At 75.6% G+C, this 23,472-nt stretch carries 20 protein-coding genes; 7 read left to right on the top strand and 13 right to left on the bottom strand.

Going from position 1 to position 23,472, the window contains the following annotated elements; all coding sequences use genetic code 11:
• Positions 1 to 42 precede the first annotated feature (42 nt).
• A complete protein-coding gene (locus tag ACW14Y_RS33560; RefSeq protein ID WP_380389680.1) occupies positions 43 to 972 on the top strand; it encodes an NAD-dependent epimerase/dehydratase family protein in 930 nt (309 codons plus the stop codon).
• A gap of 4 nt (positions 973 to 976) precedes the next feature.
• Here the strand turns inward: ACW14Y_RS33560 and ACW14Y_RS33555 are convergent, their stop codons facing one another.
• The 6 genes from ACW14Y_RS33555 to ACW14Y_RS33530 form a co-directional block, all read right to left on the bottom strand.
• A complete protein-coding gene (locus tag ACW14Y_RS33555; RefSeq protein ID WP_380310569.1) occupies positions 977 to 1,465 on the bottom strand; it encodes an NUDIX hydrolase in 489 nt (162 codons plus the stop codon).
• A gap of 110 nt (positions 1,466 to 1,575) precedes the next feature.
• The gene (locus ACW14Y_RS33550; protein WP_380444250.1) at positions 1,576 to 2,202 is read right to left on the bottom strand and encodes a NeuD/PglB/VioB family sugar acetyltransferase; all 627 of its coding nucleotides are present in this window, start codon (positions 2,200 to 2,202) and stop codon (positions 1,576 to 1,578) included.
• A gap of 26 nt (positions 2,203 to 2,228) precedes the next feature.
• A complete protein-coding gene (locus tag ACW14Y_RS33545; RefSeq protein ID WP_380312756.1) occupies positions 2,229 to 3,008 on the bottom strand; it encodes a sugar transferase in 780 nt (259 codons plus the stop codon).
• Positions 3,009 to 3,050: 42 nt separating this feature from the next.
• A complete protein-coding gene (locus tag ACW14Y_RS33540; protein ID WP_402724884.1) occupies positions 3,051 to 4,235 on the bottom strand; it encodes a glycosyltransferase in 1,185 nt (394 codons plus the stop codon).
• A complete protein-coding gene (locus tag ACW14Y_RS33535) occupies positions 4,228 to 5,070 on the bottom strand; it encodes a polysaccharide deacetylase family protein (RefSeq protein WP_380312762.1) in 843 nt (280 codons plus the stop codon). Before ACW14Y_RS33535 ends, ACW14Y_RS33540 begins: the two co-directional genes overlap by 8 nt.
• 301 nt (positions 5,071 to 5,371) lie before the next feature.
• Positions 5,372 to 5,644 (bottom strand): hypothetical protein, encoded by a 273-nt coding sequence (locus ACW14Y_RS33530; protein WP_380312764.1) that lies wholly within the window; start codon positions 5,642 to 5,644, stop codon positions 5,372 to 5,374.
• A 443-nt stretch (positions 5,645 to 6,087) separates the two neighbouring features.
• On the opposite strand from ACW14Y_RS33530, the gene ACW14Y_RS33525 reads away from it, so the two are divergent.
• On the top strand, positions 6,088 to 7,386 hold the full coding sequence (locus ACW14Y_RS33525) for a polysaccharide deacetylase family protein (RefSeq protein WP_456984603.1): 1,299 nt from the start codon (positions 6,088 to 6,090) through the stop codon (positions 7,384 to 7,386).
• Between the two features lie 1,610 nt (positions 7,387 to 8,996).
• On the opposite strand, the gene ACW14Y_RS33520 is transcribed toward ACW14Y_RS33525, so the two are convergent.
• Entirely contained in the window at positions 8,997 to 9,782 is a 786-nt protein-coding gene (locus ACW14Y_RS33520) for a glutamate racemase (protein WP_380395017.1), read from the bottom strand.
• A gap of 18 nt (positions 9,783 to 9,800) precedes the next feature.
• On the opposite strand from ACW14Y_RS33520, the gene ACW14Y_RS33515 reads away from it, so the two are divergent.
• Both ACW14Y_RS33515 and ACW14Y_RS33510 read left to right on the top strand, forming a co-directional pair.
• Complete coding sequence (locus ACW14Y_RS33515) at positions 9,801 to 10,982, top strand: glycosyltransferase (RefSeq protein WP_456984601.1); 1,182 nt, start codon at positions 9,801 to 9,803, stop codon at positions 10,980 to 10,982.
• A gap of 126 nt (positions 10,983 to 11,108) precedes the next feature.
• The gene (locus ACW14Y_RS33510) at positions 11,109 to 11,855 is read left to right on the top strand and encodes an SAM-dependent methyltransferase (RefSeq protein WP_402724886.1); all 747 of its coding nucleotides are present in this window, start codon (positions 11,109 to 11,111) and stop codon (positions 11,853 to 11,855) included.
• A 14-nt stretch (positions 11,856 to 11,869) separates the two neighbouring features.
• On the opposite strand, the gene ACW14Y_RS33505 is transcribed toward ACW14Y_RS33510, so the two are convergent.
• From ACW14Y_RS33505 to ACW14Y_RS33480, 6 genes are all read right to left on the bottom strand, one after another.
• Complete coding sequence (locus tag ACW14Y_RS33505; protein WP_380311850.1) at positions 11,870 to 12,745, bottom strand: alpha/beta fold hydrolase; 876 nt, start codon at positions 12,743 to 12,745, stop codon at positions 11,870 to 11,872.
• A gap of 106 nt (positions 12,746 to 12,851) precedes the next feature.
• Positions 12,852 to 14,051, bottom strand: a complete 1,200-nt coding sequence (locus ACW14Y_RS33500; RefSeq protein WP_380311853.1) for a glycosyltransferase family 4 protein — start codon at positions 14,049 to 14,051, stop codon at positions 12,852 to 12,854.
• A 3-nt stretch (positions 14,052 to 14,054) separates the two neighbouring features.
• Complete coding sequence (locus ACW14Y_RS33495) at positions 14,055 to 15,254, bottom strand: ABC transporter ATP-binding protein (RefSeq protein WP_380311856.1); 1,200 nt, start codon at positions 15,252 to 15,254, stop codon at positions 14,055 to 14,057.
• Positions 15,244 to 16,152, bottom strand: a complete 909-nt coding sequence (locus ACW14Y_RS33490; RefSeq protein WP_340635076.1) for an ABC transporter permease — start codon at positions 16,150 to 16,152, stop codon at positions 15,244 to 15,246. The genes ACW14Y_RS33495 and ACW14Y_RS33490 overlap by 11 nt, the downstream gene beginning before the upstream one ends.
• 225 nt (positions 16,153 to 16,377) lie before the next feature.
• Complete coding sequence (locus ACW14Y_RS33485) at positions 16,378 to 17,064, bottom strand: thiol:disulfide interchange protein DsbA/DsbL (protein WP_380310881.1); 687 nt, start codon at positions 17,062 to 17,064, stop codon at positions 16,378 to 16,380.
• Between the two features lie 104 nt (positions 17,065 to 17,168).
• A complete protein-coding gene (locus ACW14Y_RS33480; RefSeq protein WP_380443959.1) occupies positions 17,169 to 18,368 on the bottom strand; it encodes a glycosyltransferase family 4 protein in 1,200 nt (399 codons plus the stop codon).
• Positions 18,369 to 18,718: 350 nt separating this feature from the next.
• Here ACW14Y_RS33480 and ACW14Y_RS33475 point away from each other — a divergent pair, with 350 nt between their 5' ends.
• The 3 genes from ACW14Y_RS33475 to ACW14Y_RS33465 all read left to right on the top strand — a co-directional run bounded on the left by ACW14Y_RS33475 (position 18,719) and on the right by ACW14Y_RS33465 (position 23,433).
• Complete coding sequence (locus ACW14Y_RS33475; protein WP_456984598.1) at positions 18,719 to 19,849, top strand: glycosyltransferase family 4 protein; 1,131 nt, start codon at positions 18,719 to 18,721, stop codon at positions 19,847 to 19,849.
• A gap of 573 nt (positions 19,850 to 20,422) precedes the next feature.
• Positions 20,423 to 22,216 carry a hypothetical protein gene (locus ACW14Y_RS33470; protein WP_456984596.1) on the top strand — a complete coding sequence of 598 codons (1,794 nt, stop codon included), beginning with the start codon at positions 20,423 to 20,425 and terminating at the stop codon, positions 22,214 to 22,216.
• A complete protein-coding gene (locus ACW14Y_RS33465) occupies positions 22,213 to 23,433 on the top strand; it encodes a glycosyltransferase (protein WP_380441918.1) in 1,221 nt (406 codons plus the stop codon). The genes ACW14Y_RS33470 and ACW14Y_RS33465 overlap by 4 nt, the downstream gene beginning before the upstream one ends.
• The last annotated feature ends 39 nt before the right edge of the window (positions 23,434 to 23,472 follow it).

The following is a 23,472-nucleotide window of genomic DNA, read 5'->3' as shown; positions in this document are numbered from 1 at the left end:
CGGCCGAGCGGGCCGGGTCGTCGCGAGGGGGGAACCTCAGCCATGCGTGTGGTCGTCACCGGCGGAGCCGGATTCATCGGGGCCAACCTGGTCCGGGCCCTGCTGGCCCGGCCCGAGGTGGACCAGGTCCGGGTCGTGGACAACCTCTCCACCGGGCAGAAGGCCAACCTGGAGGGCACCGGGGCCGTGCTCCACGAGGGCACGATCCTCGACCCGGAGCTGCTGGACGAGGCCTTCACCGGCGCCGACGCGGTGGTCCACCTCGCCGCGCTGCCCTCCGTGCCGCGCTCGGTGGCCGATCCGCTGGCCAGTCACCACGCCAACGCCACCGGCACCCTGGAGGTCCTGGAGGCCGCCCGCCGCGCCGGGGGCCTCTACGTGGCCGCCGCGTCCTCGTCCTCGGTCTACGGCGCCAACCGGGAGCTGCCCAAGCGCGAGACCATGCGCACCGCGCCGATGAGCCCGTACGCGGTCAGCAAGCTCGCCACCGAGGCCTATCTGGCGGCCTACCACCACTGCTACGGGCTGGGCGTGCTGCCGCTGCGGTTCTTCAACGTGTTCGGCCCGCTGCAGCCCGCGGGGCACGCCTACGCGGCGGTCGTCCCGGCCTTCCTGGACGCCGCCCTCGCCGGGCGGCCGCTGACCGTGCACGGGGACGGCGGGCAGAGCCGGGACTTCACCTTCGTCGGCACCGTCACCCAGGTGATCACCGACGCGGTGCTGCGCCGGGTCGTGAGCCCGGACCCGGTGAACCTCGCCTTCGGCACCCGCACCTCGCTGCTGGAACTGGTCGGCGAGCTGGAGTCGGTGCTCGGCCACCCCGTCGAGGTCGCGCACACCGAGCCCCGGCCGGGCGACGTCCGGGACTCGCAGGCCGACAACGCGCGGCTGCGCGAGCTGTTCCCCGACGTCCGCCCGGTCCCGCTGCGCGAGGGCCTGGAGCGGACGGCGGCCTGGTTCCGCACCCTCTAGGCGCTCAGAAGCGCTGCGCGCCGTCCCACTGGAAGGCCGTCTCGGCCGGGCCGGACACCGCGCGCCGGATCCAGCCGAGTTCGCGCTCGCCCATCGGCGGCAGCGCGTCCAGCGGGTACCAGCCGACCGCGAGGGTCTCGTCCTCGTCCGCCTCGATCTCCCCGCCCAGCGGACGGCAGCGGAAGACGACCTCCAGGTACTGCGTCACATCGCCGTTGGGGTAGGTGATGTCCGGCGAGACGGTGAGCGCGACGAGCCGTTCGGCCACGGTGGCGATCCCGGTCTCCTCCAGGCACTCCCGGACCGCTCCGTCGGCCGGCTGCTCGCCCGGGTCGAGGATGCCGCCCGGGGGCGCCCAGTTGCCGTCGTCGGCGCGCTGGACGAGCAGCACCCGGCCCTCCTCGTCCAGGACGACCGCGGCGGCGGCGCTGAGCCAGAGCTTGCGGGGGCCGACCACCGCGCGGAGATCGGCCAGGAACTTCGGAATCGCCATGTCCCGAAGCCTATCGGGGGGCCGGGCCCGCCCGTTCGGCGCCCGCGGAACGGGCGGGGCCCGGCGGAGCGGCGGGCGCCGAACGGGCCGCCGGGGGCCCGGCGGAGCGCTCAGGCCCGGCGGAGCGGGCGGGCCGGGGAACCGACCACCACCTCGCCGGGGGCCACGTCCCTGGTCACCACCGCGGCCGCGCCGACGAAGGCCCCGGCGCCGACCTTGCGGCCCTGGAGCACCACGGCGTTGGAGCCCACGGTGGCACCGTCGGCCAGCAGGACCGCGCCGGAGACGTTGCCGCCCGGGTAGACCGTCACCCGCTCGCCGAACACCGTGTCGTGGCCGACCGTCGCGTTGTAGTGGACCTGGCTGTGCGCGCCGAGCCGCACGCTGCTGGACACGTACGCGCCGCCCATCACCAGGCAGCCCGGGCCGAGCCGGGTGTCCGGGGCGATCAGCGCCCGGGGGTGGACCAGGGTGAACGGCTCCGCCCCCAGGCCGTCCAGCAGGGCGGACAGCCGCTGCCGGACGGCCGGGTCGGCGATGCCGACCAGGTAGCGGGCGCCGGGTCCGAGGTCCGCGGGCCTGCGGACGGGCAGGCCCCGGACGGTGGCGCCGTGCTGACGGTCGTCGAGGAACCCCGCGACCGGGACGCCGGCCGCGAGCGCGGTGTCCAGCGCCTCGCGGCCGACGCCGCCGGCGCCGGCGATCCAGAGTGCGGGCGGGTCGGTGGCGGAGGGCATGGGGATCATCCTGCCGGGTCCGATGGTCAGGACGCCTCCTCGACGGCGGCGCCGACCGGTGCCGGGCGCGACGGCCGGGCGCGGAGCGGCGGGACCGTCCTCGGCCCGGTGGCCTGCCGGGGCAGGCCGATCACGGCCGGAACCGGCTCGGCGACCGGGGCCGCGGGGGCCGCGACCTCCGGGGCCGCGACCGCGGTGACGGTGGCGGGCTCGGCGGTCTCCGCGGGCTCGGTCGGCGCCGGGAAGCCCGGGTTGACCCCGCCCGCGGCGGTGATCCCGGCCGGGTTCAGCAGCACCTTGACGGTCAGCAGCAGGATCCGCAGGTCGAGGCCGAGCGAGCGGTTCCCGACGTACCAGAGGTCGAGCTCGATCCGCTCCGGCCAGGTGATGGAGTTGCGGCCCTGGACCTGGGCCCAGCCGGTGAGGCCGGGCCGCACGTCGAGCCGGCCGCGCTGGCGGCGGGAGTAGTGGACGACCTGCTCGGGCAGCGTGGGCCGGGGCCCGATCACTCCCATCTCGCCGCGCGCGACGTTCCACAGCTGCGGCAGTTCGTCCAGGCTGGTCCGGCGGAGCAGGTCCCCGAGCCGGGTGATCCGGGGAGCGTCCGGCTCCTCCGGGAAACGTTTGTCCCGCATGGTGCGGAACTTGAGGATCTCGAACTCCTTGCCCCGCAGCCCCGTCCGGGTCTGCCGGAAGAGCACCGGTCCGCCCATGGTGCAGCGGATCAGCAGAGCGATCACCAGACCCAGCGGAATCGCGACGATCCCGGTCAGGACGGTGATCGCGAGGTCCCCCCCTCGCTTCATGACGGTCCTTCCCCTGATGCGGTGGTGTGGTCGTCGGCGGGCTCAGCCGACCGTCCAGGGCAGCCCCTTCACGCGGGCGACGGCCGCGTAGGTGGCCAGCGAGACGGCGGCGACCGCCCGTTGGTCGAACGCCGCCCCGGCCCGGCGGCGGGCCGCCGCGCCGAGGCGTTCGCGCAGGCCGGGCTCGGTGAGGAGCCGGTCCAGCGCACTGGTGAGGGCCCGGGCGTCCCCGGGCGGGGCGAGGAGCAGGTGCTCGTCGTGGGTGCCGATCTCGCGGCAGCCCCGGATGTCGCTGAGCACCATCGGCAGGCCGCCGGCGGCGGCCTCCATGGCGGAACGGGAGAACCCCTCCCGGTAGGAGGGGAGGACGAAGACGTCCAGCGCGGCGTAGACGGCGGGCATGTCGGCGCGCGGACCGAGGAAGGCGACCCCGGACTCGGCGCCGTGGGCGTCCGGCTTGTCCGGGTCGTCGGGGCCGATCCAGACGAACCTGGCCTTGCCGGCCAGGGCGCGGGCGGCCTCGGCGAACTCCCCGATGCCCTTCTCGGCGACCCGGCGGCCGACCCCGCCGACCAGCAGCTCGTCCGGCCCGAGGCCCAGCTCGGCGCGCAGCCGGGCCCGGGCACGGGAGCGTTCGCCGGGATCGGTGGCGAAGCGGGTGAGGTCCACGCCGTTGCCGACCACCCGGGAGCGGCGGGCCGGGACGGCGCGGGCCAGGGTCCGGCGGTCCTCGCCGTTCTGGTACAGCTCGGCGTGCGAGAAGCGGGCGGCGAGGGCCTCCGCCCCGAGCACGAAGGCGCGCTTGGCGAGCGGGTCGTGCGCCTGCGCCCACAGCCCGTGGCAGGTGTTGACCACCACCGGGACGCCGGCGAGCCGGCCCAGGACCCGGCCGAGCACACCGGTCTTCGGGTTGTGGGTGTGCAGCACGTCCGGACGGATCCGGCGGAGCACGGCCAGGAGTTCGCGGGCCGCGGCGGCGTCGGCCCTCGGCTCCCAGGCCCGGGTCAGCGCGTGCAGCGGCTCGTGCCGCACCCCGATCGCCGCCAGGTCGGGAACGTACGGGCCCGGGGCGCTGATCCCGTACGTCTCGAAGCCGGCCTCCAGGTCCACCTTGAGCTCGGTGGCGAGGAGCAGTTGGAGGCTCATGTCGACGGTGGTGAGGTGGGCGACCCGCAGCGGGCGGCCGCCGGGGCCACGCAGACGCGGGGGTATCCGGTCCTCAGGCACGGGCGCCCACCGCCTTCGCGGTGGCGACGATCCTGGCGTAGGCGCGCTCGGGGATCAGCCGGCCGTGCAGCTTGGCGCGGAAGAAGTCGATCGGATCGGTCCGGCGGACCGGCACCCGGCGCAGCCGTACCGGGTCGACCCCGGGGGTGTTGCGGCCGACCTCGCCGGTGGCGGCGGTCCGGAAGCGGGCGCGCAGCGCGGGCTCCATGTGCGGGACCGGGACGCCCCAGGTGTAGGCGTAGTGGCTGGGGCGGACGCCCAGGTGCTCCTCGACCTCGTCGTTGCAGGCGTCCAGCTCGGCGGTGGTCAGCAGCTCGGGGCGGGCGTGGGTGCGGGTGTGGTTGGCGACCGTGCACAGGCCGGAGGCGGTCATCTCGCGCAGCTGCTCCCAGCTGAGCGCGGGGGCGCCGGCGGCCTTGGCGGTCGATCCCTCCCAGCGCATCTCGCCGCCGACGTGGCCGCTGGCCAGGTAGACGGTGAACGGCAGCCGGCGCTCGCGCAGCAGCGGCCAGGCGTTCTCGAACACGTCCGCGAAGCCGTCGTCGAAGGTGAGGACGACGCCCGGGGTGCGGCGGCCGGACTCGATCCGGTCGGTGGCCTCGTCCAGGGAGACCACCCGACCGGGCGGCAGGGCGGCGAGCAGGTCGGCCTGGGCGGCGAAGTCGGCGGTGGAGACGTCCAGCTCGTCCGGGCTCCCGCCACCGACCCGGTGGTAGATCAGCACGGTGGCGCCCTCGCCGGGACTGCTCCCGACCCGGCGCGCCAGCTGGCGCTTCACCTGGGCCCGGATCCCCCCGGCGACCGGGGCTGTTCCGGGCACGGCGGTGCCGCTCATTGCTCCCCCCTCTGCGGCACCCTCCCCGGCGCCGGCAAGTGGCCTCGCATCCGGCGCAGTTGGCGCCCCGGACCGACATCACAGTAGGGGGAACTGTGGGGCTGGTGCCCCGGAATTGTGAAAGAAGCGAGAAGGAGTTGGCAGTTGGGCCGAAAACCGGCCGATCCGACCGGACGGATCCGATCGGGAGTTCGGTGCGCGGGCGGTTACGGCGGAATTCGACAAAACCGCGGGCCGCGAGGCCCGGGCAGCTGCTCCGGGAGGCCGGGCCGGTGCGCCGGGGCGTTCTCGGACGGTCGGTTCAGGCCGCCGCGCGGCGGTGCCGGCGGAACACCGCGACGCCGATCCGGCCGAGCAGCAGCACCCCGGCGGCGAGGCAGCCCGCGACCGCCATCGCCCAGGCCGGTCCGTCACTGTCCGGAACCACGACCGCGACCACGATGCCCAGCGCGAGGCAGGCCAGACCGACCAGTGCCAGCGGCACCTGGTGGGTGACCAGGGCACCACCGTGCCAGAACCGCGCCGTCCGGGTCGCGCCGTGCGGGTGGCGGTGATCACGTTCCGCGTCTGCCATGAGCCCAAGGTACCTCGGGGCCGCCGCCGGAGCAGCCCGCAGGGCGTGACCTTTCGGCCACACCGGGTCACCGTCGACGCCCGCCGGCCGGGGCCGCGCACGCGCTCCCCCGGTGCGCCCCGGCGCGCGCCGGGTGTCCGTCCGGGCGCCCGGTCCGGCCTCCGATCCGGCGCCCGATCGGGTGTCGTCCCGAGTTCGTTCCGGCGTCGTCCCGGGATTGTTCCCGCGCTGCGAAAAAACCTTGCCGGTCCGGTACAACCATCAACGGGGCGTAGCTGTCTCCATTACATTGAGCGATCCAGGAGCCGTCCGCGGTGCGGGTTGGGAGTCCCCGCCGTGGACCGGAGATACCCAGGGGGCGGAGCCGCCGTGCCCTGGAGTCGGAGGCCGGGCTCTGTCCTCCGGCGGTACCGCCACGCCGCATCGGCGACCGAGGGGGAACCGTGCCGCAGTCCCGTTCCACGACGACGACCTCCGGCCTCACCGCGTTCAACAGGGCCGTGGTGACCGCCCTGTCGGACCTGCGGCCGCCACCGACCGCCGCCCCGCCGCCCGCGCCCGGCCCCGCGCGACCGGCGGCCGCGTCCCCCGCCACTGCGGTGCCGACCGACGGGCAGCCGGTCGCCACCCAGCCCGGCGGCCGGAGCCGGCAGGCCTCTGCCGCCCCCCGGTCCGTCCCGGCCGCCCGCGCCTGCTCCCGGCCCGCCCGGGCCCTGGCGCCCGCACCGGCGGCGACGCCCCCGGCCGCGCCCGGGCGGCGCAAGCCCGGGCGCGCCGAGGGCCAGGGCGTCGGTCCCGCCGTGGGTCCCGTCGGCGCTCCTGCCGGCAGCCCGGCCGACGCGCGGGGCGAGTGGCTGCGGTTCGTGCCCGTCCAGCCGCTGTTCCGGGCCCGGGCGGCGCAGCGGCTCGCCGTGCTCGCCTACCACGGGGTCACCGACCCCCGATCGTTCGGCGCGCAGCTCGACCGGCTGCGAAGACTCGCGACACCCGTTTCGCTCGCAGCCGTGCAGGAAGCCGTCGCCGAACGACGTCCGCTGCCCGCCCGCAGTGTGCTGGTGACCTTCGACGACGCCGACCGGAGCGTCCTGACGCACGCGCTGCCCGCGCTGATCGAACGCGGCATCCCGGCCGCCGCCTTCGTCATCTCCGAGCTGATCGGGACGGAGCGGCCGTTCTGGTGGCACGAGGCCGACTTCCTCGCCCGGAACGGCGGGCGGGCCCGTTCGCTCGACTGCGGCCACCCCTCGCAGCTGCTCCGCCGGCTCAAGGCGATGCCCGACCCGGACCGCCGGCGCAGCCTCCAGGAGCTGCGGGTGAGCGCGGACCGGCGCCCGCCCGGCCAGGAGCAGCTCACCCCGGCCGACCTGCTGGCGCTCCGCGAGGGCGGCGTCGCCATCGGCAACCACACCCAGGGGCACCCGTGCCTCGGCCGCTGCGACGACGCCACCGTCCGGGCCGAGATCACCGGCGCCCACGAGGCCCTCACCCGCTGGCTCGGCGAGCCCCCCGTCGCCTTCGCCTACCCGGACGGCGGCCACGACGTCCGGGCCGAGGGCGTGCTCCAGGAGCTGGGCTACCGGCTCGGCTTCCTCTCCGACCACCGCCTCGGCCCCCGGCTCCCCTCCCACCCGCTCCAGATCAGCCGGCTCCAGGTCGACTCGACCACCAGCACCCGCCGCTTCGACACCATCCTGTCCGGCCTCGAACCCGCCTACCGCCGCTGGCGCGGCCAGGCCGCCTGACCCGCGCGGGAAGTCGGCCCGGCCGACTTCCCGCGCCGGTCCCGGGGGTCACGGCCGGGTGGGTGCGCACACGGGAAGTAGGAGCCGCCGACTTCCTGTGCCGAGCACCCGAGCGCCGGGCCGAGCAATCGCTTGCGGGCAGCCGCCCGACGGCTCCCACGGCAACCGCCACGTGCACGGGACGTCGGACCGGCCGACCTCCGCATCCGCCGGCGGCTCAAACACGGACACATTCACCTGGGCAGCACATGGGTGGGAAGTCCGGCCCACCGACTTCCTGTGCCGGGACCCGAGCCCCCGGCCGAGCGACGGCCTCCGGGCAGCCGTGTGACGGTCCCGCCCACCGACCACCCCGCGCGCGGGAAGTCGGACCCACCGACTTCCCGCTCCGGAGGCACCCGGCGACGGATCCGCACCCGCGCCAGCGTCGGGGCCGGCCGCCCCGCCGGATCCGGACGCGCGGGAAGTCGAGGCGGCCGACTTCCCGCGCCCGACGGATGGCCGTGGCGGCGTAAGAGAGACCACCCGGCGGACGCGGCCGGCGGACGCGGCGAACGGGGAGGCTCGAAGCGGCTGGTCTCCGTCTTCCTGCGGCCAGACCCACCGCACACGCGCGAAGAGTCGCGTGCGCAGGAAGTCGCGCCAGCCGACTTCCTGCGCACGCCCCCGTCCCGCCCGACGGAGGACCAGGCATCCGCTACGCCCCCCGCGGGCGCCGACCCATCATGGGGGCGCGAGCCGGGCGGGGCGGCTCGAAGCACCTCTCTCCGTCCACCGGTGACGATCGCGGGCAGCCCACGGCACAGAAGCGAGACCCGTCGACCACCACCGCGTGCGCAGGAAGTCGAGCAGGCCGACTTCCTGCGCACGCCCCCGCCCCGCCCGACGGAGGACCAGGCATCCGCCACGGCCCGCGCGGGCGCCGACCCACCATGGGGGCGCGAGCCGGGCGGGGCGCGGTGGGTACGGGCGGGCTGGCGATCGGGGCGGCTCCAGGTGCGGCACCTCGGGCTACGGCGGTGCGGCCCGCCGACGGTGGGCGCGGCCGCGCCCACCGTCGGCGGGCCGGCTCCGGCAGCTGAGGCGGCGGTCCGGGGAACCGTCAGGAGAGCGTCCAGGCCGACCGGGCCGAGAAGCAGTGGGCAATCCGAAGAACAATCGAGCGGCCGACCCCGAGCCGCAGGGCGACAAGGCGGGCAATCCGGGGAGGAGCCGGGCGAGCGAGCTCAAGCCGTTGGGGGTGTGTGCCGGGCGATCCGGGAGCCATCGGTAAGCCGTCCCGGGCCGCCCAGGCACAACCGAGGCGACGGCCCCGAGCCACCGGGGGCGCGTGTCAGCCAGTCCCGGGGCGGCCTGACCTTCGATGCCAGGGCGCCCCGGTCGCGAGCGGGGCCGTCAAGGTGCAGGCAGGGCGACGGCGCCGAGCCGCCGGACGGTGCGGGGGCAGCCGTGAGGGCTTCCAAGACGCCCGACGATCCGGGGAGCGGTCCCGAGGGCGTCCGGGCCGGCCGGCAGGCCGGGGCAGCCAGGGGGGTGGCTCCCAGGAGGGCGGTGCCGGGATAGACCAGGGCGGTCCCGAGGGCGTCCGGGCCGGTCGGCAGGCCGGGCCCTCAGGCGGCCGGGGCTGCCAGCGGGGCGGCTCCGAGCAGGGCGGTGCCGGGGTAGGCCAGGGCGACGGTGGGGAGGGTGGTCGGGGTGCCGGCGTGGAGGACGGTGAGGGTGCCGGTGCCGCGGCGGCTGGGGTCGGCGACGCGGCGGAGGGCCTGGGCGACGACCGGTTCGGCCGAGCCGTGCAGGGTGAGCGTGGGCAGGGCGGTCGGTGCGACGGCGGCGCGGATGCGTTCGGCGACCAGTTCGTAGTGCGTGCAGCCGAGGACGAGGGCCGCCGTTCCGGCCGGGGTCCGGGCGGCGGCGTCGGCGATGGCGGCGTCGATCGCGTCCTGGTCGCCGTGGTCCACGGCGTCGGCGAGGCCGGGGCAGGCCACCTCGGTGACGGCGGCGGTTCCGGCGAAGTCGCGGATCAGTCCGCGCTGGTACGCGCTGCCCGTGGTGGCGGGAGTGGCCCAGATGGCGACCGGGCCGCCGAGCGCGGCGGCCGGCTTGATCGCCGGGACGGTGGCGATGACCGGGAGCGCGGGCTCCAGTTCGGCCCGGAGGGCGGCGAGCGCGTGCACGGAGGCGGTGTTGCAGGCGATGATCAGCGCGTCCGGTTCGTGCGCCGCCGCGGCGCGGGCGCAGCCGAGGGCGAGTTCGGTGATCTCCTCGGGCGTCCGGGGGCCCCAGGGCATCGAGGCGGGGTTGGAGGAGAGCACCAGATCGACGTCCGGGCGCCTGGTCCGGAGTACGCCGGCGGCGGCCAGCAGGCCGATTCCCGAGTCCATCAGTGCGATCTTCACGCTTCAAGACTTTAGTCGATGACCCGCCACGGGCCCTCGGTGCGGCAGACTGCCCGGGTGACCGTCCTGCTGTGGATCGCTGTGCTCTCCCTGCTGGTCTGGCTCTGGCTGGCGGGCTGCCACGGGTTGTTCTGGCGTACCGATGTCCGTCTGCCGCCGCGCCGTCCGCCCGAGCGGTGGCCGCAGGTGGCGGTGGTGGTGCCGGCCCGGGACGAGGCGGAGGTGCTGCCGCTCTCCCTGCCGAGCCTGCTGGCGCAGAAGTACCCGGGGCGGGCCCGGGTGGTGCTGGTGGACGACCACAGCACGGACGGCACCGGCGCGCTGGCGCGTTCGCTCGCCGCCCCGGGGGGCCTGGAGCTGACGGTGGCCTCCCCTCCCCCGCTGCCGCCGGGGTGGACGGGCAAGCTGTGGGCGGTGCGGCACGGGGTGGAGCTGGCGGGGGCGGACGCGGAGTACCTGCTGCTGACGGACGCGGACATCGCCCACGGGCCGGACTCGCTGGCCGAGCTGGTCGCGGCGGCGGAGGCGAACCGGCTGGACCTGGTGTCGCAGATGGCCCGGCTGCGGGTGGAGACGGGGTGGGAGCGGCTGATCGTGCCGGCCTTCGTGTACTTCTTCGCCCAGCTCTACCCGTTCCGGTGGAGCAACCGGCCCGGTTCCCGGACGGCGGCGGCGGCCGGCGGCTGCTCGCTGGTGCGGCGGGATGCGCTGGAGCGGGCCGGCGGGGTGGCGGCGATCCGGGGCGCGGTCATCGACGACGTGTCCCTCGCCCGGGCCGTGAAGGCCACCGGGGGCCGGATCTGGCTGGGCCTGGCCGAGCAGGTGGACAGCGTGCGCCCGTACCCGCGGCTGGCGCAGCTGTGGCGGATGGTGTCGCGCAGCGCGTACGCCCAGCTGCGGCATTCGCCGGTGCTGCTGCTGGGGACGGTGCTGGGGCTGACGCTGGTGTACCTGGTGCCGCCGGTGGCGGTTCTGACGGGGGTGGCGGCGGGCGCCTGGCCGGTGGCGGTGGCGGGCGGGGCGGCCTGGGCGCTGATGACGGGCACCTTCGTCCCGATGCTCCGCTACTACCGGCAGCCGGCGGCGGCCGCGTTGCTGCTGCCGTTCACGGCGGCGCTGTACCTGCTGATGACGGTCGACTCGGCGGTGCAGCACTGGCGCGGCCGGGGTGCCGCCTGGAAGGGCCGGACGTACAAGTAGCGGGCGGACGGGCAACGGACGTACAAATAGCGGACGGGCAACGGGCGGACAGGTAACGGGTGCACGGCCGAACGGCGAACTGCCGAAGAGCGGACGGGCGGGGACCGGGTGGGCCACACTGTTCGAATGGACCGTCAGACGATCTCCCGGCTCGCCCACGCCCATCACCCGATCGCCGCGCCGCTCTCCGACGAGGCCGTGGCGACGCTGCTGGAGCGGGCGCTCGGCCCGGAGCCGGAGGGGCGGGTCCTCGACCTCGGCTGCGGGCAGGGCGGCTGGCTGCTGCGGGCACTGGCGGCGCGGCCGCGCCGCCGGGCGGTCGGGGTGGACCTGGACGCGGGCGCGCTGACCCGGGCCCGGGAGGCCGCGGAGGCGGCGGGGGTGCAGCGGCGGTTGGGGCTGCACCACCTCGACGCCCGGGAGTTCACCGACCGCGAGCCCTTCGGGCTGGTCCTGAACGTCGGCGCGACGCACGCCTTCGGCGGACTGCTGCCGACGCTGGCCGCCGCCCGGGAGCACCTGGCGCCGGGCGGCCGGGTGCTGGTGGGCGAGGGCTTCTGGGAGCGCGAGCCCTCGTCGGCGGCGCTGGGCGGACTGGGCGCCGCGCGCGAGGAGTACGCGGACCTGGCCACCACCGTCGACCGGGTGGTGGCGGCCGGGTGGACGCCGGTGTTCGGCCATGTCAGCAGCCCGGCGGAGTGGGACGACTACGAGTTCTCCTGGACGGGCTCGCTGGCCGCGTGGGCGCTGGACCACCCGGGGCACCCGGACGCGGCGGACGCCCGGGCGGCGGCCGACCTGCACCGCGCCGAGTGGCTGCACGGCTACCGGGGGACGCTGGGCTTCGTCACCCTGGTGCTGCGCCGGGACTGACGAAGGCCGCTCCGCTACTTCTGGGTGCGGGCGAGGAAGTCGTCGATCAGCGGGGCGATCTCGGGCAGCTTCTCCTCCAGCGCGAAGTGCCCGGTGTCGAACACGTGGAGTTCGGCCTCGGGCAGGTCGCGGAGGTAGGCGCGGGCACCGGGCTCGGTGAAGAACGGGTCGTTGCGGCCCCAGACCACCAGGGCCGGCGGCCGGTGGGTGCGCAGCCACTCCTGCCAGACGGGGTAGAGCTCGACGTTGCTGTGGTAGTCGAGGGCGAGTTCGACCTGGACGTCCTTGCGGCCGGGCCGGTCGAGGTGGTGCTGGTCGAGGGTCCAGCCGTCGGGGGCGACCAGTGAGGGGTCGCCGGTGCCGCCCTCGTACTGGGCCCGGGTGATCTCTTCGACCAGGATGGCGCGGGCGCGTTCGGCGGCGCCCTCGACGCCGGGGCGGTTGGCGATGAACTCCCTTGCCTGCGCGGAGAGTCCCTCCTCGTAGGCGTTGCCGTTCTGGACGATCAGGCCGGTGATCCACTCGGGGTGGCGGGTGGCGAGCCGCAGGCCGACGGGGGCGCCGAAGTCGAAGACGTAGAGGGCGAAGCGGTCGAGGCCGAGGGCGAGGCAGAAGCCCTCGACGACGTCGGCCAGGGTGTCGAAGCGGTAGCGGAAGTCCTCGGGTGCGGGGCTGTCGCTGTGGCCGAAGCCGGGGTAGTCGGGGGCGATCAGCCGGTAGCGGGTGCCGAGCGCGTCGAAGAGCCGCCGGAACTGGTGGGAGGCGGACGGGAATCCGTGCAGCAGCAGGAGCACGGGGGCGTCGGCCGGCCCGGTCTCCCGGTAGAAGAGGCGCAGGCCGTCGACGTCGACGTGGCGGTGGTGGATGTGCGGGATCGTCAGCTCGCTCATGCTAACCATTAAACACCCGAGCAACGGTTAGAGGAAGAGCTGATCAAGGACAGCGTCGATCAAGGGCAGCGTCGAGGGGCAGCATCGATCAGGGGCGGCGCCGGCGTCACCGCCCCAGCAGCCGCAGCGCGGTCGGTTTGGTGAACTCGTACCTGGTCATCTGCTCCAGGTCCTTCAGCCAGCCGACCGCGCGGCCCGGCCGGGCGAGCACCCGGGCGTAGAGCTCCTCGAAGGCGCCGGTGACGCTCTCCAGCGAGAACCGGCCGACCACCCATTCCCGCCCCCAGGCGCCCAGTTCGGCCCGGCGCGCCGGATCGTCGAGCAGTCCCCGCAACTGGGCGGCCAGCGCCTCGGGCGCGCGCGAGCCGTCCCCGAAGCCGTACATGCAGCGCGAGGCGTGCGGTTCGACCAGCGGCCCCGGCTCGTGCACCGCGGCGTACCCGGCCGCGCCGTGCACCACCACCGGCTTGCCGAAGGCGAGTCCGCGCAGCGCGGAGCCGCCCATGCCGAGGACGACGTCGGCGCCCTGGTAGGCGGGGCGCGGATCGGCGAGCTGCCCCGGGACCAGCACCGCGGGGCGGCCGAGGGCCTCGTTGACGGCGGCCGCGCGGGCCCGCAGCGACTCCAGACTGGGACCGGTGCCGACGATCACCAGCCGGACCCGGGGGTCGTCCAGGTGCCGGACGGCGTCCACGGTGAGCTCCGCACCGGCGTCCTTCTCCAGCGCGGGGACCAGCCGGGTCACGATGGCCAGCAGCAACTCGTCGTCCCCGATGCCGTGCTGACGACGGAACGCGGTGCCGTCGACCAGGCCGGGGGCGTCCGTGGCGGTGTTCACCGGCGGTTCGATCAGGCTGACGTCCCGGTGGCCGAAGGCCCGGCCGTCGCCCAGCAGCGCCCCGAGGCCCAGCACCAGCGGCTGGTGCCGGGGCAGTCCGCGCAGCATCCGGATCCCGTAGAAGGTGGTCACCACCGGGATCCGGCCGTAACGGCCGGGCCCGAAGTAGGAGTTGCGGGCCGCTCGGACCTCCCAGGCGTGCAGCAGCTGGCTGCCGTGCTCGGCGGCCAGCCGGCCCAGCCGGCGCCGGACCTCGGAGTGCGGGGTGTCGGGGCCGCCCGCCACCACCACGTCCAGGCCGTGGCCGGCCGCGACCTCGACCAACGGGGCCGGGCCGTCCACCCCTTGGGCGAACAGCACCGGGTCGTGACCCCGGTCGCGCAGGGTGCGGGCGATGTCGACGGCGTTCAACTGGGCGCCGCCCAGGGCCAGGTTGTTGAGATGGACGAGCACCCGGACCGATCTCACGCCTCACTCCTCCCAGTGGTGCGGGACGAACACCGGCGCGGCCAGCACGACGGCCCGCGGCGGGGAGTCCAGCATCGGCCCGAACACGTCGAACTGGCCCACCGAGTGCCAGCTCATCAGCGTGCCGCCGTCGGTCCTGCCGATGCTGTAGACGCCGGCCCAGAGCGTGTACCGGCCGCGCGGCAGCGGCAGCCGGGGGACCACGCAGGCGACCTGGCGGTCCCCGCCGGTGAGCCGGATCTCGTGGCTGATCTGGAAGATCGGGCTGGAGGTGCCCTCGCTGACGCCCAGGTGCAGGGTCGCGTCGCCCCGGTACTCGCCGCCCAGGGTGAGCTCGACGGTCATCGGCTCGTCGGTGGTCAGGCTGTCCCGGTCCTCGCCGCGCACCTCGTGCTTGAGCAGCTGGATCGGCTCGCCGGTGCGCCCGCCGGCCTCGGACTGCGCCTCGATCGAGTCGCGGTAGCCGGCCATCGCGTCCTTGATCCCGGCGTCCACCCGGATCGAGCCCTGCTCCAGCCAGATGCCGCGCCGGCAGATGGACTCCACCGCGGGCAGGTCGTGCGAGACGAAGACGATGGTGGTGCCCTGCTCGGCGACCTCGCGCATCCGGTCCAGGCAGCGCTGCTGGAACACCGCGTCGCCGACCGCCAGCACCTCGTCCACCAGCAGCACGTGCGGCTCCAGGTAGGCGGCGACGGCGAAGCCGAGGCGCATCTGCATGCCCGAGGAGTAGAACTTCACCTGCCGGTCGATGGCACCGCCGAGCCGGGCGAACTCCACGATGTCGTCGAAGCGGGTGGCCACCTCGCGCCGGCGCAGGCCGAGCAGCGCGCCGAACAGGTAGATGTTCTCCCGGCCGGTCAGGTCCGGGTGGATGCCGGCCCGGATCTCGATCAGCGCGCCGATCCGGCCGCGCACGTCGATCACCCCGCCGTACGGGTACATCACCCGGGTCAGCATCTTCAGCAGGGTGGACTTGCCGGAGCCGTTGGAGCCGATCAGACCGACCGACTCGCCCGGCTCGATGTGCATCGAGATGTCGCGCAGCGCCCAGCGCCAGTCCTCGCCCTTCTCGCCGCGCAGCCGGCGGGCCAGCGAGTCGACCTTGTCGCGCAGCAGCATCCGCTGCTGGTCGGCCTTGAAGCGCTTCCACACCTGGTCGGTGCGGATGGTCCCGAGCGGGAGGGTCTGGCTAGGCGACATCGGCGATCCCCGTCTCCAGCTTCTTGAACAGCAGGTAGCCGCCGACCAGGAACACCACCGAGGAGACCGCGGCGATCGTGGTGAGCGCGGCGTCCGGCGCCTGCCCGTAGAGCAGGGCGTTGCGGTAGCCCTCGATCACGGCGCCGAGCGGGTTGACGCCGACGTACAGCTCCTGGAGGCGCTCCGGGATCTGGGCCAGCGGATAGGCGACGGGGGTGGCGAACACTCCCATCTGGGTGATGATCGGCAGCAGGTGGCGGACGTCGCGCAGGTACACCACGGCGACCGAGAGCACCAGGGCGATGCCGTAGGTGAAGGCGAACTGGATGCCCAGCAGCGGCACCACCCAGAGGAAGGTCACCGCGGGGGCGGTCCAGAACACCAGGAACAGCAGGCCGAGCACCGCGGTGCCGATCAGCATGTCGACGGTGGCGACCAGCATGGTGGCGAGCGGGAACACCTCGCGCGGGCAGTACACCTTGTTCAGCAGGCTGAGGTTGTTGGCGAGGCTCAGCGCACCCTGGTTCATGGTGTTGCTGAAGAACTGCCAGACGATCAGGCCGACATAGGCGAACAGCGGGTACGCGGCGCCCTCGGTCTCGACGTGCACGGCCCGGCGGAAGACCAGGGTGAAGATGGCGCACAGCGCGAGCGGGGTGAGCACCGCCCAGGCGAAACCGAGCACCGCCTGCTTGTAGCGGGCGCGCAGGTCCCGTTCGGCGAGCGCGCGGACGAGTTCGCGGGCACCCCACAGCTCACGGGCCACCTGGGCCGGGCGGAGCCCCCGTTTGAAGATCAGCTCGGGCGGCGGCCCGTCGGCGGCCGACGGGCGTCGCCCCGGGGCCTGCGTTGTCTGGCTGTCGCGCTCGTCGACGAGCTGCGCGCGTTGTCCCCCCACGGACACCTGCCCTCTCCGGTACCGGCGGTATCGAGAAGTGGGCCCGTCACAACGGCTGTTGACGCCGTCGCGGTGCGGCCCGGCCCCACTCTGGCACAGAGTGTGGCCGCCGGGGGTCGGTTCGGTGAAGGTGATCGGCCCCGCCCCGGCCGACGACCGAAAAGGGGCGGACCGGTCGCGGTGCGACCGGCCCGCCCGTCGGAGGTCGGGAGGGGTGGGGCGAGGTCAGTACAGCTTGTGGGCGCGCGGGTGGCGCTGCTGGTCCTGGGCGACCAGGTGGTCCATCACCTCGGGCATCGCCTCGACGCCGCCGGCGTTGGTCGGCGAGGTGCGGTACTCGCCCTGCACCACCACGGTCGGCAGCTCGTTGATGCCGTAGCGGACGAACAGCGCGGCGGCCTCGTCGACGGCCCGCAGGGTGTCCTCGGAGCGGTAGGCCTCGCGGAACGCCTGCTGGTCGACGCCCTGGCGCAGCGCCCAGTCGGTGGCGGTGTCCTCGGTGGTGACGTCCTGCTCGCTGCTGTGGACCGCGCGGAAGGCGGCGGCCTGCAGGCGCTCGACCAGGCCCAGCCGCTCCAGCGTGTAGTAGAGGCGGGCGTGGCCGCGCTGGGCGGTCTCCTCGCGGCTGCCCTGCCAGATGGCCGGGACCCGGCGCAGGTCGACGTCGGCGCGGTGCCGCTCGGTCCAGGCCTGGAGCGGCTGTTCGAGCTGCTGGGAGTGACCGCAGTCGTACCAGAAGAACTCGATCGCCTCGGTGCGGGCGCTCTCGCGCACCGGCTGCGGCTGGTCGAGGCGGACGTACTGGGCGCCCTCACGGGGCGGCTGGTGGGTGACGGCGCCGGCCTGGACGGGGGATGCGGCGATCCCGGCGGCGACGGCGAGCAGCAGGGTGGTTCGAAGGATCGACTTCACACGGGGCAGTGTGGCGGTGACGGAACGTCATCGGCCAGGTCGTCCCGGTGCGTCGGGCCGGGATTCGCCCGATCGGCGCACCCGGCCCGGCGCACCGGGACGCGTCAGCCGCGACCGCCGTCCGGGCCGTCCTTCGCCGCACCGACCGGGTCCGCCTCCGCCCCGGGTCCGGCGGGCCAGGCCGCGCCGCCGCCGTGTCCGCAGACCTCGCCGAACAGCCGCTGCCAGGCGCCGGCCACCACGTCGAGCTCGTTGTGGGCGAGCGCGTGCGCCCGGGCCGCGGCACCGAGTCCGGCCCGGTCGCCGGCCAGCACCTTGGCCAGCGCCTCGGCGAGGGCCGGCGGGTCGCCGGGGGCGACCAGCGCGCCGGTGACGCCGTCCCGGACCACCGAGCCGACCCAGCCGACGTCGGTGGCCACGGCCGGCAGGCCGGCCAGCGCCGCCTCGATCAGCACACCGGGCACACCCTCGCTGTCGCTGCTGAGCAGCACGGCGTCGGCGGCCCGGTAGAGCGGGGCCGGGTCGGCGAGGGTGCCCAGGAAGTGGGCCCGGGCGGCGGCCGGATGTCGCTCCAGGGCGGAGCGTTGCGGGCCGTCGCCGGCGACCGCGAGGCGGACGTCCGGCAGCCGGTCGAGGGCGTCGAGGGCGAGGTCCAGGCGCTTCTCGGGGGCGATCGCGCCGAGCCAGGCGACCAGCAGGCCGTCCGAGGGCAGGCCGAGCGCCTGCCGGGCGGCGCGGCGGTCGGCCTCGTCGGCGGCCGGCGGATAGCGGTCGGCGGCGCGGGCGTTGGGGATGGTGCGGACCCGGCCGGCGGGCAGCCGGAAGCGTTCGGCGAGCAGTTCCCCGGCCTCGTCGGCGAGGGCGGTGACGGCGGCGGCGCGGTGCAGCAGGGCGCCGGTGCGCAGTCGGCGGACCGGTCCCGCGGTCCAGTGCCGGGGGTCGCCGATGGAGACGTAGACGAACGGGGTGCGGGTCCCGGCCAGGGCGAGGGCGCAGGCCGGGAGGGTGGAGGAGCCGTGGGCGACCACCAGGTCGGCGGTGCGGGCGGCGGTGCGCAGGGCACTGAGGGTGCGCGGGTGGAGCCGGCCGGGGCCGAGTACGGCGGTGGCGCGGGTGTCGGGGGCGTCCGGGTGGGCGTCGGGGTGCGGGGCGAGGGCGCGCAGGGCGGAGGCCTGGCCCCGGCGGCGGAGTTCGCGGTGCAGGTCGCGGGCGAGGTTCTGGGCGCCGCGACGGCGTGGATCGGTGATGAGGTGAAGGATGCGGGGGCGGGTTCCGGCCGTCCTGACCGGTGTCGCTTCGGGCATGGCAACGACCTTGGCACAGCCTCCCGTCAGGGACGACCCCTTCGCGCAACCCGGCGGTGGTCCGTTGGTCGGCGTGCGGCCTCCGCAAGGGCGCCGCTCGGGAGCCGTCGTACGCCCCGCCGGTGGTGTGCGCGCCCCGTTCCGCGCTGTCGACCGCCCCCTGACCGTTCGCCGGCGTCCGGGGCGGGGCGCCCGGCCGGCGGCCCGCCCCGCCCCGGCGCCGGTCTGACCGAACCGCTGGCGGGCGCCGTCCGCGACCTGCGATGCTGAGCGGCAGTCAGGGCGCTTTCCCGGCACGGGAGACCGGGGGCGCCCAGGAGGGCGGGGGTTGGCCTGTGCATGTGCTCTATGTGATCGACAGCGTGAGCCGGGTCGGCGGGGCCGAGCAGGGCCTGGTGGCGATGACCCCCCAGCTGGTACGGGCGGGGGTGAAGCTCGACGTCGCGTACCTCAAGGACTCGCCGGGCGGCTTCCAGCCCGAGCTCACCTCGGCCGGGGCCGATGTGTTCGGGGTCGGCCGGCCCACCCGGGGCAGCACCGTCGCCGCGCTGCACCGGCTGGTCCGCGAGCGGCGGCCCGACCTCGTGCACACCACGCTCTACGAGTCCGACGTACTGGGCCGGGCGGCCGCCCTGGCGGCCCGCACCCCGGTGGTGACCAGCCTGGTCAACGCGGCGTACGGACCGGAGCACCGCAACGCGCGCGGGCTGAGCCCGTGGAAGGTGCGGGCCGCGCAGGCGGTGGACGCCACCACCGCGCAGGGCACCCGGCGCTTCCACGCCCTGACCAGGTACGTGGCCGGGGCGATGGCCCGGCGGCTGCGGGTGCCCTCGCAGCGGATCGACGTGGTGCCGCGCGGGCGCGACCCGGAGCTGCTCGGCTCGGTGACGCCGGACCGGCGGGCCTCCGTCCGCACGGCGCTGGAGCTGCCGCAGGACGTGCCGGTGGTGCTGGCCGCGGCCCGGCAGCAGTACCAGAAGGGCCTGGACGTCCTGCTGGAGGCCTGGCCGGAGGTGCTGCGGGCGGAGCCGGAGGCGGTACTGCTGCTGGCCGGAAGCGAGGGCACCGAGAGCGAGCGGCTGCGGGCGCTGGCCGCGGCGACCCGCGGGGTGCGGTTCCTCGGGCCGCGCGACGACGTGTTCGACCTGATGGCGGCCTCGGACGCGTTCGCGGTGCCGTCCCGCTGGGAGGGGCTCGGCAGCGCGGCGATGGAGGCGATGGGCGTCGGGGTGCCGCTGGTGGCCGCCGATGTGCCGGCCCTGCGGGAGACCGTCGGCTCCGAGGACTACGCCCGGCTGGTGCCGGCGGAGCACCCGGCCGCGCTGGCGGCGGCGCTCACCGACACCCTGGAGGACCGGGCCTCGGCCCGGGTGCGGGCGAAGTCCGCGCGGGCCCGGTTCCTGACCTCGTTCACGCTGCACCAGGTCTCGGCGCAGATGGTGGAGTTCTACGAGCGCTCGCTGCGGCTGCGGACGGTCTGAGCCCGCCCGGGCCCCTCGGCGGCGCGCCCCCGGCCGAGCGGCGTGGGGCGCACCGCCGACGGCCCGTTCTGTCCGGATCCGGGCGGGTCGGCGGCCGGTGCGCACGATCTCCCGGACCAGTATCGCCAAAGCGGTTGCGCCGCACGTCGGGGCTCGGGAAGCATCGCAAGGGGATCCGGCGGGGGCGGCGGTCCGCGTGCGGCGCACGCGATGCACCACCGGGCCGGTCCGCGCCGTGGGGAGTACGTCGTTCAGGACGTTGTCCGCGAGTCGTCAGGGGGGCGGGTTGCGACATCAGCCGAGGGATTCCACCGTGCCCGCGAGGGTGTGCCGGTCACGCCCCGGGGCGTGACCCGACCAGCGCTACCCGGACCCGCCGCGCTCCCGGACAGGGGGGCGACGGGCGCTGACAGCACCACCGCACCACGAACGCGAGGGGATCCAACCGGTGGAACCGGCAAACCACTTCACCGTCCTGCGGCGCTACTGGCGCCTGCTCGTCGGCTGCACGCTCGCCGCGCTCGTCGTCGGCTGGCTGCTGACCCCGACCGGTGACACGGTGGACAACGCCAAATGGAAGTGCAAGGTCGCGATCACCCCGGTCGCCGCCGCCGCGACACCGTCCGGGCCGACCAGGTGCTCTCCTACGCCCAGGGCGCGGACGTCGCGGCGGCCGCCGCGAAACAGCTCGGCATCGGCGACGCCTCCGAGGTGCTCGCCCGCCGGACCGTCACCGCCGACAGCCCCCAGATGCTGACCATCGCCACCACCGGCCCCACCGGGCAGTCCTGCTCCGACCTGGCCACCGCCTACTCGGCCGCGATCATCAAGGGCTACAGCGACGAGTCGGCCCGCAGCGCCGCGGAGACGATCAAGAAGCTGCAGGCCCAGGCGGACGCCCAGCAGCAGCAGCTGAACGACATCCAGGCCCAGTACAACCGCTCCTCCCCGGCCGACCAGCCCAAGCTCCAGCCCAAGCTGACCGCCGCCAACACCGCGCTGACCACCACCCTCACCACGATCAGCAAGCTGGCCAACAGCGCCCAGACCGACGCCATCCAGCAGTGGGGCAGCATCGACGCCCGCCAGGGCACCAGCAACCTGCTCTCCTCCCCCAGCCGCAGCGTGCGGCTGGGCCTGGCGGTGTTCCTCGGCCTCGCGCTCGGTGTGGTCGCGGCGCTGATGCTCAGTCGGATGGACACCCGGCTGCGCAGCCGCAACGCGGTCGAGGAGGCCTTCAACCTGCCGGTGATCGGCGAGGTGCCGCTCCTGTCCCGCCGGCAGCGGCGGGTGCGCGAACCGCTGGTGCGCGCCCGGCCGTCCGACCCGGCCGCCGAGGCCTACCGCTCGCTGCGCTCCACCCTGCTGCTGACCGGCCCGGACACGCTGGCCCGGCCGGTCGGCGGGGACGACCGGGACCCGAAGCGGGCCGCCCCGCGTCCGCTCACCGAGCCGGCGCCGGTGGTGCTGGTCGCCTCCGGCGGCAGCCGCGACGGCCGGACCATCACCATCGCCAACCTGGCCGCCGCGCTCGCCGAGACCGGCCGCGGCGTCCTCGTCCTGGACTGCGACTTCCGCCACCCGCAGCTGCACACCCACCTCGGCGTGGGCGACGGGCCCGGGATGGCCGAACTGCTCAGCGGTGAGCGGCTCGACGAGCTGGACGAGCTGATCCGGCCGACCAATGTCGCCGGGGTCTCGCTGATCACCGGCGGCAACACCACCGCGTACCCGGCCGCCCTGGTGCTGCGGGCCGGCGATGTGCTGCGGCGGGTCCGGCCGCACGCCGACGTCGTGCTGATCGACACCTCCCCGCTGCTGCACGCCAACGACGCCTACGACCTGGTGCAGCACGCGGACGCGGTGCTGGTCACCGTGCGCAGCGGCAATGTCACCCCAGAACAGGCCGACCGGGTGGCCGAGTTGCTCTCCCGGACCGGGGTGCCGGTGGCGGGTGTGGCCCTGCTCGGCACCTACGGCCGCTCCGGGCGGCGGCGGCGCGGGCCCGCGGGCGTCGCCGGGGCGTCCGGACCGGCCGGGCGGGGCGGGCAGCAGCAGCCGCAGCAGGCGGCCCTGCCGCGCCAGTCCGGGCCGACGACGGAGCGGGCGTCCGCCCCCGGGCCGGAGCGGGCCGCCGAACCGCCCGGGGAGCGCGGCGGCGGACGGACCACTCCCAGCTGGGCGCGGCGCTCGGCCGGGGCGAACGGCGAGGGCCCGGACGGCGCCGGTCAGAACAGCGCGGGCCCCGGCAGCACCGGCCCCGGCAGCACCGGTCCGAACGGCACCGGTCCGAACAGCGCCAACGGCCACGGGCCCGGCGGCGGCCAGGGCGAGCCGGCCCTGCTGCGCGAGGCGGAGGAGCGATGAGCGGGCCGCTGGACGATTCCCCGCGGGCGGCGGAGCAGGTGCCGGAGCGGGTGCCGGAACAGGCCCCGGGCCCCGGGCCGGCGGACGCCCCCGTCCGGGTGCTGTGGCTCGCCAAGGGCCTCGGCCGCGGCGGCGCCGAGCAACTGCTGCTCAACTGCGCCCGCCACGCGGACCGTTCGCGCTACCGGATCGAGGTCGCCTACGTCCTGCCGTGGAAGGACGCGCTCGCCCCGGCGCTCACCGAGGCCGGGGTGGCCGTGCACTGCCTGGGCGGTGTCCCCGGCACCCCGGGCCGGGCCGATCCGCGCTGGCCGCTGCGGCTGCGCCGGCTGCTCGCCCAGCGCCGGTACCACCTGGTGCACACCCACATGCCGGTGCCGGCCGCCGCCGCCCGGCTGCTCGCGCCCACACTGACCGGCCGGGGGCCGCGCCTGGTGCACACCGAGCACAACGTCTGGGAGCGCTACCGCCCGGCCACCCGCTGGGCCAACGCGCTCACCTACCGGCGCAACGACGCGGTGATCGCCGTCTCGCACGCCGTCGCCCGGACCGTCCCGCCCGGCCGGCGCCGCCCCGGCGAGTGGGTCACCGTGGTGCACCACGGCCCCGACCTGGCCGGAGCGTCCGGGGGACCGGCCGCCCGGGCCGCCGCCCGCGCCGAACTCGGCCTGCCGGACGAGGCGTTCGTCGTCGGCACGGTCGGCAACCTGACCCCGAAGAAGGACCAGGCGACCCTGCTCGCCGCCCACGCGGACCTGCTGCGCCGCCACCCCCGGGCCCGGCTGGTGCTGATCGGCACGGGACCGCTGGAGGGGCAACTGCGCGCCCGGGCCGCCGAACTGGGCATCGCCGACGCCGTCCTGATGACCGGGTCGCGCTCGGACGTGCCGCAACTGCTGCCCGCGCTGGACGTGTTCACCCTGAGCTCCCGCCAGGAGGGCCTGCCGGTCGCCCTGATGGAGGCGATGACCAGTGGACTGCCCTCGGTGGTCACCCGGGTCGGCGGCATGCCCGAGGTACTGGACGACGGCGAGCAGGGCTACCTCGTCCCGCCCGGCGACCCGTCCGCGCTGGCCGACGCGTTCGCCCGGCTGGCCGAGGAACCCGACCTGCGGACCCGGCTCGCGACCGCCGCCCGGGAGCGCTCCGAGCGCTTCGACGTGGCGGGCGCCCAGCGCGCCGTCGAGGCGGTGTACGCCCGGGTCCTGCGGCACTGAGCGGACCACCCGCGCCCGGAGTACTCCGGAGCACCGACG

The organism is Kitasatospora sp. cg17-2, from assembly GCF_054031055.1.
The sequence above is the reverse complement of the archived record's forward strand: the minus strand, read 5'-3'. Positions and strand labels throughout refer to the sequence as shown.